The following is a 14,182-nucleotide window of genomic DNA, read 5'->3' on the forward strand; positions in this document are numbered from 1 at the left end:
TCATGAAAAAATTCCTTTCTGGTTTTATCGCCGGCACGGCTTTGCTGCTGGCTTCCACGGCCCAGGCCGGCGTGGTGACGTTCGACGATTTGAGCGCGGGCGGCAAGCTGGCCAGCATCTCGAAAAACAATCCGTATGCCGGCTTCACGTGGAGTTCCAGCTGGTACCTGGGCGACACGTCGGTGGCGGGCTACGACAATGGCGCACATTCCGGCGTGGACTTCGTGTCGAACGGGTTTGGCGTCAACAACCTGGGCATCAGCAGCGCCAACCCGTTCAATTTCACCGGCGCCTGGTTTGCCACGCCCAACACCAACGGGTCCAAGGCCAGCTGGATCAACATCACGGCCTATGACAGCGCCAACCAGCTGATCGGCAGCACCGGCAATGTCGCCATCGGTTCGACGTTCTCGTTCATCGCGGCCAACTTCAGCAACGCGGCGCGCCTGAACATTGCGCGCGACAAGGGCTGGTTCGTGATGGACGACTTGTCGTTCAACCGCGGCGAGACCCAGGGCACGGTGCCTGAACCGGGCGGCATCGCGCTGCTGGGACTGGGCGCGGCGCTGCTGGGCGGGATGCGGCGCCTGCGTGGCCGGCGCATCACGCCGCCGAAGGCCGCTGCGCACGGTTTTTTTTGATGTTGTTTTGAAATCGTTTTCATAATGGATTGAAAAATGAAAACCACACACCGGATCGCCCTGTTATTCAACGCAAACAAGTCGTTCGACCGCGAAGTCATTGCCGGCATCGCGGCTTACCTGGGCAGCACCCGTTCCGCCTGGGACTTGTTCCTGGAAGAGGATTTCCGCCTGCGCCTGGCCGGCATCGAGAGCTGGCAGGGCGACGGCATCATTGCCGACTTCGACGATCCCGCCGTCGCGGCGGCGCTGTCGCGCTGCAAGGTGCCCGTGGTGGCGGTGGGCGGTTCCTATGCCGATGAAGCGGCCTATCCGCGCGGCGTGCCCTATGTGGCGACCGACAACTACAAGCTGATCAAGCTGGCGCGCGATCATTTGATCGATGTCGACCTGCACCGCTTTGCGATGTTCAGCCTGCCCAAGGCCAGGGAGAACCGCTGGGCGCAAGAGCGTGAAAACGCGTTTTGCAGCCTGATGCGGGATGACCAGATGGACGCCGAAATTTTCCGCGGCTGTGAAACCAGCGCCTCATCGTGGGACGAGGCGGTGCAGGGCCAGATTGCCTGGCTGCGCAGCCTGCCGAAACCGGTCGGCATCATTGCCGTCACCGATGCGCGCGCCCGCCAGTTGCTGCAGGCTTGCATCATCGCCGGCATCGAAGTGCCCGAGCAGGTGGCCATCATCGGCATCGACAACGATCCGCTGGTGCGCATGCTGACCCGCATTCCGCTCAGCTCCGTGATCCAGGGCGCGCAGGAAATGGGGCGCACGGCGGCCCACTTGCTGGACCAGATGCTGCACGGCGTGCGCTTGCGCGACACCCGCATCCAGGTGCCGCCATCGGGCATCAACGTCTGCGCGTCCAGCCAGCACCAGCCGGTCCGGCATCCGCACGTGATGCGGGCCCGCCACTTCATCCGCCAGTACGCTTGCCAGGGCATCAAGACCCACCAGGTGGCCGAATACGTGGGCGTATCGCGCTCGTCGCTGGAAACCTATTTCCGCCAGGAGCTCGGTTGCAGCGTGCACGACGTGATCCTGCGCTTCAAGCTCGACGCCGCCAGGGCAGGGCTGGAAAGCGGGGAGCGCAGCATTGCCGACGTGGCGCTCGATTGCGGCTTTACTTCGACCCAGTACATGCACCTGGTGTTCAAGCGTGAACTGGGTTATTCACCCCGGGCTTACCGGGACCGCGCATTCGGCGTGGAGGCGGCATCGCCCGCCGCCATGGCTTAACACATAACAAGAATTTTTAGAGGAGAGTCAAATGTACCAGTTTAAGAAAACCGCGATCGCCATCGGTGTGGCGCAGATCGTCATGATGGCCAGCGGGTCGGCAATGGCGCAAAGTGCGCCGGCCGACGCTTCCGTGGTGGTGGTGACCGGCCAGCGCGCGGCGCTGAACTCGGCCCAGAAGATCAAGCAGACGTCGGATGAAATCGTCGACTCCATCGTGGCCGACGACATCGGCAAATTGCCGGACCGCTCCGTGACCGAAGTGCTGCAGCGCGTGGTGGGCGTGGCGATCGACCGTACCATGGCCAAGGGCGACCCGGAACACTATTCGGTGGAAGGGTCCGGCGTCACCATCCGCGGCCTGAGCTACGTGCGCTCGGAACTCAATGGCCGCGACTCGTTCTCCGCCAACGGCGGCCGCTCGCTGAACTTCGAAGATGTGCCGCCTGAACTGATGGCCGGCGTCGACGTCTACAAGAATCCGTCGGCGGAACAGATCGAAGGCGCAATCGGTGGCCTGGTCAACCTGCGCACCGCGCTGCCGTTCGATTACAAGGGATTCAAGGCGGCGATTTCGCTGAACGAAACCTATTCCACGCTGAAAAAAGGCAAGCTGTCGCCATCGGTGTCGGGCCTGATTTCCAACCGCTGGAAAACCGACCTCGGTGAATTCGGCGCCCTGATCGACCTGGCCCGTTCGCAAAGCCAGGTGCGCACCGACGCGTTCCAGGTCGAGCCCTACTACCCGCGTACCGATATCGTGTCCGGCAAGACCGTGTGGATCCCGAAAGGCGCGCAGTGGCGCACCCTGATGTTCGACCGTACCCGCGAGGGCGCGTATGGCGCGCTGCAGTGGAAAAAGGATGACCTGAAGAGCTCGCTGACCTACTTCAAGTCGCGCTACAAGATGCAATGGGACGAAAATGCGATCTTCGCGCAGTCCGCCCCGTACAACATCAGCGTCAGCCCGGACGCGACCTATGACAAGAATGGCGCTTTGCTGACCGGCACCCTCAGCGATCCGAAGGATGGCGGCATCAACTTCGGCGGCGACACCCGCACCGCGAACCGCAAGTCCGACACCACGGATATCGCGTGGAACGTGCAATGGCGCGCATCGCCGGCATGGACCTTGTCGTCGGACTTGCAGCATATCCGCGCCACCACGCGCAGCCTCGACTCGACCGTCGCCACCGGCATCCAGATGCCGAAGGAGCGGGTCGACCTGACCGGCGGCGTGCCGAAGCTCACGTTCGACGATGGCGACCGCGCCTACCTGGCCAATCCCGCCAATTACTACTGGGCGTTCACCATGGAGCACATGGACGCCAGCAAAGCCACCGAGAAGGCGTGGAAGGGCGACGCCAAGTATGACTTCGACCACCCCGTGCTGCGCGACATCCGCTTCGGCGTGCGCCTGACCGAGCGCGATTCGCTGACGCAGAATTCGAATCCGGGCTACAACTGGTCACCGATCACGCAGACCTGGCAACTGGGTTGGGACATCAATAAACTGGCGTCGCTGGGCGACCCGCGCTTCAGCGGCAACACCACGCCATACGCGTTCCCGAATTTCTTCAACGGCAAAGTGTCGGTGCCGACGCTGATCTTCCCGGCGCTGTCGACCGCCACCGGCTACCCGGACAGCTACGCCGCGCTGCATAAATACCACGACATCCTGTGCGCGGAAGCCCACGGCGGCTCGACTTCCAGCTGCGGCCCGTGGACCCCGGCCACCTTCGGCACCGATCCTTCCGGCACCAACGACCAGTCGGAAAAAACCAAGGCGTTCTATACACAGCTGCGCTTCGGCTTTGACCACTTGCCGTATCCGGTCGACGGCAATGTCGGCGTGCGTTGGGTGAAGACCGACATGACCGCGCATGGCTACACGGTGTTCAAGAACAATGCGCCGGTGATCCCAGCCGGCTACACCGTGACCGGCCCGGCCATTCCGAACATCGCGTCGTTCTCCGCCAAGCAGGACTTTGAAAACAGCTACGACAATATCCTGCCAAGCCTGAACCTGCGCCTGAAGGCCAGCGATACGCTGCAGTTCCGCGCGGCGTTCGGTTCCGCGCTGTCGCGCCCCGACTTCACGCAATTGCAGGCGTATGCCAGCCTGAGCCAGGGCGCCAGCACCACCAACAATCCCGCCACCAAGACCCTGACGGTCAACAGCGTGACCCGCGACGGCACCGCGTCGGGTAACCCGCGCCTGCTGCCAACCACGGCCAAGCAATTCGACGTGACGGCGGAATGGTATTTTGCACCGGCAGGTTCGGTCACCGTTGCCGTGTTCGACAAGCGCCTGAAAGACATCATCGTCAACCAGCTGTCGAACTACCAGATTCCCGACGTGGCCGGCACGATGCAAAACTTCACCGTCACCTCGCCGGTCAATGGCGCCAAGGGTACGGCGCGCGGCTTCGAGATCGCTTACCAGCAGTATTTCGACAAGTTGCCCGGCCTGCTCTCGGGACTGGGCATGCAGGCGAACTTCACCTTCGTCGACAGCAAGCAAAAGCTGTACAACCCGGTATTCAGCCAATACTGCTCGAGCACCGGCGGCGCGGTCAACCTGAACCTGAACATGAATGGCTGCGACACGGATGGCCGCACGTTCGGCGACCTGCCGCTGCAAGGCATGTCGCGCCGTTCGTTCAACCTCGCGCTGATGTATGACCAGGGCCCGATTTCCAGCCGCCTGGCCTACAGCTGGCGTTCGAAGAGCCTGCAAAGTGTGAATGCCAACGGCACCAACGGTTCGGACGGCACCAATACCGACCCGAGCAGCTCGGACTTCGGCAAGACCAACGTGGTGTGGGGTCTGCCGACCTGGGCGGATGACTATGGCCAGCTGGATGCGTCGGTGTTCTACAAGATCAGCGACAACCTGTCCTTCGGCCTGGAAGCGCAAAACATCACCAACGCCAAGTACAAGCAGTTGATGGACCAGCACATCGGCACCAAGGGCCGCGCCTGGTTCGTGTCCGGCCCGCGTTACACGGCGCAGCTGCGTTACAACTTCTGATCCGGTAAGCATCTCCTGAAAGCGAGCGCGAAAACCCCCGCAGCTGCAAGGCTGCGGGGGTTTTTTATCGCCGAACCATCAGCTGTACACTAGTTCGCCGGGACGGTGGCTGGATTGGCCGGGCGGTAGCCCCACCAGGTGGCGCGATGCCACAGCGTTTCCAGCGGCCCTTGCTGGTGACGGCGCAGCCACCACGCGCTGAAGCCACCCTGCAGCACCGCCAGCGTCAGGCCGATCGCCAGGCACATGGTGGAGCCGGTGACCTTGTACAAGGCGAAGCCGAAGCCGTGGTAGAGGGTCGATCCGATCAGCGACTGCATGACATAGCTGGTCAGGCTCATGCGGCCGAGCGGGGCGAACAGGCGTAACAAGCGTTGCGCCGCACGGAGCTGGAACAACAGCACGAACAGCGACACCAGCACCAGCATGAAAGCCAGATTGGACCAGGTGCCGAGGCAGGTTTCCAACGGACGGCGCAGGGCCTGCCCTGGAACCAGGCTGGCGAGATTGGAATGGACCAGATGGAGCGGCACGAAGCACAGCGCGGCCGCTGCCAGCGTGCGCTGCCAAAAGCGCAGCGCCGCCCCGGTCGGGGCGAACAGGGCCCGGCGGCCGGCCAGCATGCCCAGCATGAACAACGACATGATCTGGAAAATCCGGCCAGCTTCCCACGACCAGTACAGGGTGCCGATCTTGCCATTGGTGACATTGCCGAACCATGCGGCCAGCACCGAATCGCCTGTCAGATAGGATTGGGCGCGGCCAAAGTATGCCCATGAGTCGGGATCGGCCAGCCTGGCGTCGGGATTGCCGAGGGCGGCGAGCGCATTGATGCACTCCACGGGCTGCAGCATCAGCACTGCCGCAATGACGAACACGGCCTTGTCGGACAGGCGCGCGACCGGGATCAATACCAGCCCGAGCACCGCATAGATCGACAGGATATCGCCGTCGTAGAACAGGCTGTTGACCGTGCCAAACAGCAGCAGCAACACCAGGCGCCAGGCGAAGCGCGGGCGAAAGTCTTCACCGCGCTGGGCGCGATTGTTGAACTGAATGAAGAAGGTCACACCGAACAACATCGCGAAGATGGCGTAAGATTTTCCGCTGAACAGGAAGAACATCCCATCCCAGATGACCCGATCGAGCGCCGCCATCCAGGCCGGCAGGGCAGGCGTGAAATAGAGATTGAAGTGTTCGAGGTTATGCAGCAGCATGATCGATACGATCGCGAAGCCGCGCAAGCAGTCGACGACATCCAGGCGTTGGGATGATGGGGGCATGGGAAGGCCGGTCAGGGGACGATGTGGGGGAAAACGGGAGCTGAATGCAGCGGCGGCCGGTCAACTGCACCGGCCGCCGTGAGAGGGGAGGGGAATTACCAGCCGATGCCGTAAATCGTTGCCAGCGTCACGCCGATGATGGCCGAGCCGAAGGCAAAGGCGCCATCGACGCGGAACAGCGACGTGTCGACGTGCAGCGCCTTGGTGTTGCCGGCGCGCTTGGCTTCCGCCAGTTTGCTCATCAACACCATGCCGCCCACCACGAAGAAGAACACGATGAACATGCGGTCCAGGAACGGGATTTCAAACACGCCGGATTCCGTGGCCTTGGCAAAACCGATCGGGGCCAGGAACGACAGGTCCATCATTTGCGGCAGGAACTTCAGCACGATGGAGCCCACCAGGCCGCCGATGGTGGCGAACATGGCGGCGCCGGACGTGGTTTTCTTCCAGAAGAAGCCCATCAGGAACATGGCCAGGATGCCGGGCGAGACGAAGCCGGTATATTCCTGGATGTACTGGAAGCCGCCTTTCTTGTCGATGCCCAGCATTGGCGCGATCAGCACGGCCAGCGCCATCGAGACCACCACGCTGACGCGGCCGATCCACACCATGCGCTGCTCGTCGGCCGCCTTGTTGAACGATTTCTTGTAAATGTCCAGCGTGAAGATGGTGGCGATACTGTTGGCCTTGCCAGCCAGCGAGGCCACCACGGCGGCCGTCAGCGCGGCGAAGGCGATGCCTTTCAGGCCCGATGGCAGCAGGTTCAGCAGGACCGGGTAAGCGCGGTCCGGATTGATTTCGCCGCCGTGCTGCATGGCGCCGCCCAGCGCGCCGGATTTATCCAGCGCATAGGCGGCAATGCCTGGCAACACCACGATGACGGGCATCAGCAATTTCAGGAATGCGGCGAACAGCAAGCCTTTGCGGGCGGTCGGCAGGTCGGCGCCCAGCGCGCGCTGCGTGATGTACTGGTTGCAGCCCCAGTAATTCAGGTTGACGATCCACATGCCGCCGATCAGCACCGACAGGCCTGGCAAGTCCATGTAATTCGGATTGTCGCGCGCCAGCACCATGTCGAAGTGGTCGTGTGCGCGGTTCAGCAATTCCGGCAGGCCGGCCAGTGCGCCGTGCTTGCCGGCCAGGCCGGCCACCATGTCCAGCGCCAGCCACGTCGTCACCAGGCCGCCGATCACCAGGCAGGTCACCTGGATCACGTCGGTGTAGCCGATGACTTTCATGCCGCCCAGGGTGATGATGGCGGCGAACACGGCCAGGAACAGCATGCACGGCAGCAGCGCGATGCCCGACAGGCTGGAAATCGCCAGCGCGCCCAGGTACAGGATCGACGTCAGGTTCACCACCACGTACAGGCCCAGCCAGAACAAGGCCATCGTCGTGGCCACGGCCTTGCCGTAACGCTGCTCGAGGAATTGCGGCATCGTGTAGATGTGGTTCTTCAGGTAGACCGGCATGAAGAAGACGGCCACGATCACCAGGGTGGCGGCGGCCATCAGTTCATAGACGGCGATCGCCATGCCGATCTTGTAGCCGGAGCCGCTCATGCCGATGAATTGCTCGGCCGAGATGTTGGAGGCGATCAGCGAAGCGCCAATGGCCCACCAGGTCAGCGACCCTTCGGCCAGGAAGTAGTCGTGCGAGGCCGAACCGGATCCGGCCTGCTTGCGCCGGTAAACCCAGATGCCATAACTGGCCACCACGACGAAGTAAAACAGGAAGACGACGAGGTCTAATGTGGAGAAGGTGCTCATGCAATGCTCACGGTGAATAAATGGTCTCTCGGTGCGCGGTTGTGCCGCGTGGCGCACCCTATTGTTGAAATGCAGGCCATTATTGCCCATTACCGCCGGTGGTTTACGGGTTTGCGCGGCGGTTCGGAAGAAACGTTCGGGGGTTTGGTGAATTTCGTAATAGCTGTCCGCCGTGGGAGTTGCAAAATGGCATAGTGCCTTTTCCGCACAGCCAGTTTCGAATTCTAATGATGACAAATCGCTATCCCGGCGCCACGGCAGAGTCGGGCGAAGACCGTGTATTCACCCTCACCAACGCCGGCGGCATGGCGGTGACGATCAGTGGGCGCAGCGCCGCGCTGCGCTCATGGCGCGCGCCCGACCGCTATGGCCGCATGGCCGACATTTTGCTGGCCGCCCCCGACGGCCCCGCCGGGCCTGAGGCGGCGGGCTGGGAAGCCAGCCGTGCCGACGGCGGCGTGTCGCTGCTGCGGACGGCGCCCGGCGGCGCCCATGTGCAAGTCAATTTCCGCCTCGACGACGACGGCAGCCTGGTGATCAACCACAATGCCATGGCGATGGCGCCGGCCAGGCTCGATGCGGAAGCGCATCCGTGTTTCAACCTGAACGGCGGCGCCGCCGACGTGGGCGACCATATGCTGCAGATCGATGCCGATTACTACGTGGAAGTCGGTGCGGGCGGCGAGCCGGTCGGCGTTGCGGCCGTGGGCGGGACGCCGTTCGACTTCCGCCAGCCGGCCGCCATCGGCCCGCGCCTGGGCTGGCCCGACACGCAGATCCGCCTGGTGGGCGGATTCGATCACTGTTATTTCGTCCGCAGCCATATGGCCGGCGGCCAGGGCGCCTTGCGGGAAGTGGCCCGGGTGGTCGATCCCGGTTCCGGGCGCCGCCTGCAGGTCTACACCACCGAAGCCGCCTTGCAGCTGTGCACCGGTAAACCGGCAGCAGGCGTGCAGGGCAGGGGCTTCTGGCTGGACGCCAACGCCCGTCCCGAATTGATGAGCGCGGCATGGCCGGAAGTGATCCTGCACCCGGGGCAGGTGTACCGGCAAACCACGGTTTACCGGCTGTCGCTGCAAAACCAGGTCGGCGCCTGAGCGGCGCCAGCAGGTTCTTCAGGCGGGCGGCAACCCCCGGTAGATGAATTGCCGGGCCCGCACTTCGCCCTTGCCGGCGCTGTAGATGCCCACCTTCAGGCTCAGGAAGCCGCCAAACACATTGTGGTGGAAGCCGGACATTTCCATCTGCCACGGATGCCGGATCCACTGCCTGCCATCGAAGGAATAGTGGAACGTCACGATATTGGCGCGGTTGGTGATTTTCACGTGCACGGTCCCGGCCTGCACCTTGGTGCGCATCCAGCTTTGCTCTTCACTGGCGTGGTACGTATGCATTTGCCCGGCGCTGAAGCCGATACCGCAATAGCCGCGCTGGTTGTAATACAGCAGCAGGCCGCCTTGCGCATCGCCCGCGATGTCCAGTACCACCGAAGCCTCGTAATCGCGGTCGCCCACGATGCAGGTCAGCGGCGAACAGTCGGCCGGCGACGCACCCTTGCCCTGGATCACCAGGCTGTTGCCGTCATAGCGCGCGCGCCGCATTTCATCCGGGCCCGGATCGAAGAAGCTCCACTGGACGCCGAACCTGTTGCGGGAAAAATCGTCGGACAGCGGCTGGCCGGCAGGACTGGCGCGTCCGCCTTTCGGTTTCGGCAAAGGCTTCGACAGCGTGCCGCCTTTGGCGTGGAACCAGCCGTCGCTGGTCCATTCGATGGGTTCGAGCAGCGTCTGGCGGCCCAGCGTGCGGAAGCCGTTCTCGTAGGCGTGGTACACCATCCACCAGTCGCCACCCGGACCCTCGATCACGGTGGCGTGGCCACGCGACCACCATGGTTCGTCTATGCTCTGGGTGCGGACGATCGGGTTGTGCGGGCAGTTTTCCCATGGGCCGTGGATGGAGCGCGAACGCGCCACGGTGACCATGTGGCTGGTTGGCGGGCCGGACGTGCCGCCCACCGCCGACACCAGGTAAAACCACGGGCCGCGCCGGAACAGCTTGGGGCCTTCAGGCGCGAACATTTCCACCACCCAGTGCTCCGGATAGCGCCACGGCTCGTACACCTGTTCCAGTGGTCCGGCCGTCGACAGGCCGTCGTCCGACAGCGCAATGCGGCGCACGCCGTTGAAGAACAGGTAGCGCTTGCCGTCTTCGCCCACCGCGTGGCCGGGATCGATGCAGCCGGCGATTTTCAGGTCGATCGGATCGCTCCACGGCCCGCGGATATTGTCGGCATGGATCACGAAGATCCCGCCCTCATTATTCGGGTTGGCAGGAATGTAGATGTAATAGCGGCCGTTGTGCTTGACCAGGTCCATGGCCCAGACCGACCCCAGCGGCTTGGTCAGCGCGGCGCACACGGGTGTCCAGTTGACCAGGTCGCGCGAATGCCAGATGACGACGCCCGGATACGAGAAGAACGACGAAAACGTCATGTAGTAATCGTCGCCATCCTTCAGGATGGTCGGGTCCGGATGGTCGCCGGAAATGATGGGGTTGATGAAGGTGCCGTTGCCGAGATCGGCCTTGCGCTGGCCTTCGATGCCATAGGCGGGCCTGGGCAACGCTGCCGGTGTGCAGCCGGATGCGGCGCCGGCGGCAAACGGGGCGGCGGCACTGGCGCCGGCGCCGGCCAGGGCCAGTTTCAGCAAGCCGCGCCGGCCGGAGGGAGAAGACTTGGGAGTGTCGGACATGTTGAGTTGGTACGTACAGTGTCTCCGTAGGGCAGCAACGCAATGCTGGCATGGCGGCTTTGCCTCCGGCAAAACCGCCCTACGGGTTGGATGATTTCGTCAATGAATGACGCTTATTTGCCGGCGATTTTCGTGATGCCCGGCGCCTTGCGCGACAAGTCGTTGTCGCCGCTGACGGTCAGGCGTCCCGTGCTGTCGTTCCACTGCAGCCGCACTTGCGCGCCCTTGTCTTTCTGGTAGTCATACGACACGCCGTCATCGTCATACAGCGCAAACGCGCCATCCTTGCCCGGATAAACCCGGATCTCGGCAATCGCCTGCTTGGTCGCCGTCGACTGGATATCCGCGCCGATCGGCACGATGGCGCCGGCCTTGACGAACACCGGGATCTGTTCGATCGGCGCCGCCACCTTGACCCAGCGTCCGCCCGCCAGTTTTTCATTGGTCCAGAAGTTGTACCAGTCGCTGCCGGCCGGCAGGTAGACGTCCTTGACCGTCTGTCCCTGTTCGGTCACGGGCGCGACCAGGAAGGCCGGGCCGAACATGTATTGCGTGCCGAGGTTGGCGACATTCGGATCGTGCGGGAAATCCATCCACAGCGGCCGCATGAACGGCGCGCCGCTGTCCCACGTGGCCTTGGCCTGGCTGTAGATATACGGAATCAGCTGGTAGCGCAGGCGGTCGTACTGGGCCAGGATCGGCTCCGCCTGTTTGCCGAATTCCCAGATCTCCGTATGCTTGCGGTCGCCGTGCACGCGCAAGGTCGGCAGGAACGTGCCGTACTGGAACCAGCGCGTGAACAGTTCTGGATAATCGTGGTTCTGGCCCACGGTCGCTTCGCCGCCGGCAGGATCGAGCAACGGCTTCTTCGTTGCTTTCGTGCTCTGCGGCAGCCATTGCCAGCCGCCGATGTCGTTGCCCCAATAAGCGATGCCGGAAGCCGTCATGTTCAGGCCGGTGGGAATCTGCCGCGCCAGCGCTTCCCACGACGGGTTGATGTCGGACGACCAGAACAGGGCGCCGCTGCGCTGCGAACCCAGGTAGGCGGCGCGCGACAGGATCATGGCGCGCTTGTTCGGCTTCCACGCGCGCATGCCGTCGGCAAAGCCTTCCACGTGCAGCAGCGGGAACAGGTTGCGGTAGCGGTCGCCGGAACCGATCGAATAGAAGAAGCCGTCCGGCACCAGGTCCGGCTCGGTCTCGTCGAGCCACGGGTAATCGAAGCCGTGCGACAGGATGTTGTCGCGCGCCCGCTCGAAGTACCACTTGCGCGCGGCCGGGTTGGTCGCGTCGATCAGCGCGCCGGTGCGGTCGGAGCGGAATGGCAAGCCATCGACGGTCTTGCCATCCTTATCCTTGAGGAAGTAACCCTTCGCATCCAGTTCGTTGAAATAGCGGCCCGACGTTTCATAGCGCGGCCAGATGGAAATGATCGATTGCATGCCCATGTCGTGCAATTGCTTGTTCATGCCGGACGGGTCCGGGAACTGGGCCGGATCGATATCCATCTGTCCCATGCGGGTCCAGTAGAACCAGTCGACCACCATGATATCCAGCGGGTATTTCTTTTCGCGGTAAGTCTTGGCCACGCGCAGCACTTCCTGCTGGCTTTCATAGCGGGCCTTGGACTGGATCAGGCCGAAGGCGGCCTTGGGCGGGATTGGCGTCTTGCCGGTCACGCGCGCATAGCCGGAGTAAATCTCTTCCGGCGTGTTACCGGTAATGACGAAGAAGCTGACACGTTCGCCGACGTTGGACTGGAACGCGGTGCGTCCGTTGACGCCGGCAATGAAACGCGTGGCGGAAGGGTTGTCCCAGACGATGCCATAGCCCTTGGACGACACCATGAACGGCACGCACACGGATTCGCCAGCCGGCGCGTCGTACCAGTGCTTGCAGTCGATCACGCGGCCGCGCAAATCCAGCGCCCCCATCGATTCCTGGTTCTGGCCCATGCCATAGTAATGCTCGTCCGCCGGCGCGCTGAACGAGGCGCTGGCCTGGTAGGTTTTTTCCGTATTGACGGTTTGCGGCGCCAGGTCCCAGCCGTTCATTTCCAGCACGGTCTCGCCTTGGGCGTTTTTCACTTGCAGCGCGACTGGCGCCAATTGCGGCGCGAAGTATTTTTCGGCCATGCTCGGCACGTGCGGCGCCGGGGCCGGGTTGACGTGCAGGCTGAGGGCGGGGGAAGTGAAGGTGTCGCCATCCTTGCCGCTGGTGTGGCGGAATGCGGTGTGGTCGGCGTTGGCGGGCAGGATGCCGTAGCCCGGGCCTTTCAGCGCCTCGGCCTTGTCGGCGGCGATCGTCACGTGGACGACGTTCGGTCCATAGGCTTCCACCGTGACCCATGCGCCATCGCGGTCAAGCGTGGTGATCGGCGCGGCCGCGGCCTGGAATGCGGCGCCCAGGGCGATCATGGAAATCGAAGCGGCCAATGCCTTGCGCCGGAAATGCACTTTCATCTGTTATTGCTCCTGCTGTTGGGGTGTGGGTGTGGTTGCCGTGCGTTACTGGAGGATCAGCTTGCGGTCGCGCAGCCATTCCTCGGCGCGCCCGGTCCAGTTCGACGCGGAACCGTTGCCGCGGCGCATAGCCATGCCATGGCCGCCGTGTTCGTAAATCATCATTTCCGCCGGCACGTGGGCGCGGGTCAGGGCCTGGTAATACAGGATGCTGTTTTCCGGCGGGACCAGGCCATCGTCTTGCGAGTGGATCAGCAAGGTGGGCGGCGTGGCGGCGGTGACCTGTTTTTCCACCGACATCAGTTCGGCCAGTTCCGGCGCCGGCGACTTGCCCAGCAGCGCGTCGCGCGAACCGAAGTGGCTGGCGGGCGACGTCATGGAAATCACCGGATACATCAGGATCGCGAAGTCCGGGCGGGCGCTGACGGCGTCGAGCGCGTCGCCGCGTTTGCCGGCAGGGTGGTTGAACAACGTGGAGGCGCTGGCCGCCAGGTGGCCGCCGGCCGAGCTGCCCATGACGCCGATCCGGTCCGGCGCCACGCCATATTTGTCGGCCTGCGAACGCACCAGGCGGATGGCGCGCAGCACATCCTGCAGCGGCGCCGGGTGGCCATAGTCGGACAAGCGGTATTTCAGGACGAAGGCGGTGACGCCGAGGCCGGACAGCCACTGCGCATATTGGTGGCCTTCGCGCGTGTAGGACAGGAAGGAATAGCCGCCGCCCGGGCAAATGATGACGGCGGATTTCGATGCGCGGTCGGGTGCGGCGGGATAGACGGCCAGGGTGGGCTGGCTGACGTTGCTGATCCGTTCGCCATCGACGCGCTCCGGGCCGGGTTGCTGGCGCGCGTTCGGCACGCCGTCGGGCCACAGTGCCACAATGGTGCCTTGCGCCAGCGCGCCTCCCGTGGCCAGCAACAGCAGTGCCAGTATCCATGAACGCATGGTGTCGTCTCCTTTATATGTTTATGCGTATGATTTCACACTGGCATCTTACCGGCTCG

Annotated in this window: 9 protein-coding genes; 4 read left to right on the plus strand and 5 right to left on the minus strand. The window is 63.4% G+C overall.

The features are described 5' to 3' along the window. The first annotated feature begins 2 nt into the window (after window positions 1-2). Genes GJ700_RS13165 through GJ700_RS13175 form a run of 3 tightly spaced genes read left to right on the plus strand, consistent with a single transcriptional unit; the run spans window position 3 to window position 4,911 of the window. Complete coding sequence (locus GJ700_RS13165) at window positions 3-641, plus strand: PEP-CTERM sorting domain-containing protein (RefSeq protein ID WP_154374424.1); 639 nt, start codon at window positions 3-5, stop codon at window positions 639-641. A gap of 36 nt (window positions 642-677) precedes the next feature. After that, window positions 678-1,877, plus strand: coding sequence for a XylR family transcriptional regulator (locus GJ700_RS13170; protein WP_154374426.1), 1,200 nt, complete (start codon window positions 678-680; stop codon window positions 1,875-1,877). A 31-nt stretch (window positions 1,878-1,908) separates the two neighbouring features. Further along, on the plus strand, window positions 1,909-4,911 hold the full coding sequence (locus GJ700_RS13175; protein ID WP_154374429.1) for a TonB-dependent receptor: 3,003 nt from the start codon (window positions 1,909-1,911) through the stop codon (window positions 4,909-4,911). 89 nt (window positions 4,912-5,000) lie between these two features. Here the strand turns inward: GJ700_RS13175 and GJ700_RS13180 are convergent, their stop codons facing one another. Further along, entirely contained in the window at window positions 5,001-6,194 is a 1,194-nt protein-coding gene (locus GJ700_RS13180) for a DUF418 domain-containing protein (RefSeq protein WP_154374431.1), read from the minus strand. Window positions 6,195-6,289: 95 nt separating this feature from the next. Then, window positions 6,290-7,966 carry a sodium:solute symporter family transporter gene (locus GJ700_RS13185; RefSeq protein WP_154374433.1) on the minus strand — a complete coding sequence of 559 codons (1,677 nt, stop codon included), beginning with the start codon at window positions 7,964-7,966 and terminating at the stop codon, window positions 6,290-6,292. A 227-nt stretch (window positions 7,967-8,193) separates the two neighbouring features. On the opposite strand from GJ700_RS13185, the gene GJ700_RS13190 reads away from it, so the two are divergent. Then, window positions 8,194-9,063, plus strand: coding sequence for an aldose epimerase family protein (locus GJ700_RS13190; protein ID WP_229506979.1), 870 nt, complete (start codon window positions 8,194-8,196; stop codon window positions 9,061-9,063). Window positions 9,064-9,081: 18 nt separating this feature from the next. Here GJ700_RS13190 and GJ700_RS13195 read toward each other — a convergent pair whose 3' ends face one another. The 3 genes from GJ700_RS13195 to GJ700_RS13205 form a co-directional block, all read right to left on the minus strand. Next, entirely contained in the window at window positions 9,082-10,716 is a 1,635-nt protein-coding gene (locus tag GJ700_RS13195) for a family 43 glycosylhydrolase (RefSeq protein WP_154374435.1), read from the minus strand. A 113-nt stretch (window positions 10,717-10,829) separates the two neighbouring features. Next, entirely contained in the window at window positions 10,830-13,178 is a 2,349-nt protein-coding gene (locus GJ700_RS13200) for a glycoside hydrolase family 31 protein (protein ID WP_154374437.1), read from the minus strand. Between the two features lie 45 nt (window positions 13,179-13,223). Further along, window positions 13,224-14,123 carry an alpha/beta hydrolase gene (locus GJ700_RS13205; RefSeq protein ID WP_154374439.1) on the minus strand — a complete coding sequence of 300 codons (900 nt, stop codon included), beginning with the start codon at window positions 14,121-14,123 and terminating at the stop codon, window positions 13,224-13,226. Between the last annotated feature and the right edge of the window lie 59 nt (window positions 14,124-14,182).

The organism is Pseudoduganella rivuli, assembly GCF_009674485.1.
In the GTDB taxonomy this organism is placed as follows: Bacteria; Pseudomonadota; Gammaproteobacteria; order Burkholderiales; family Burkholderiaceae_D; genus Rugamonas; species Rugamonas rivuli_B.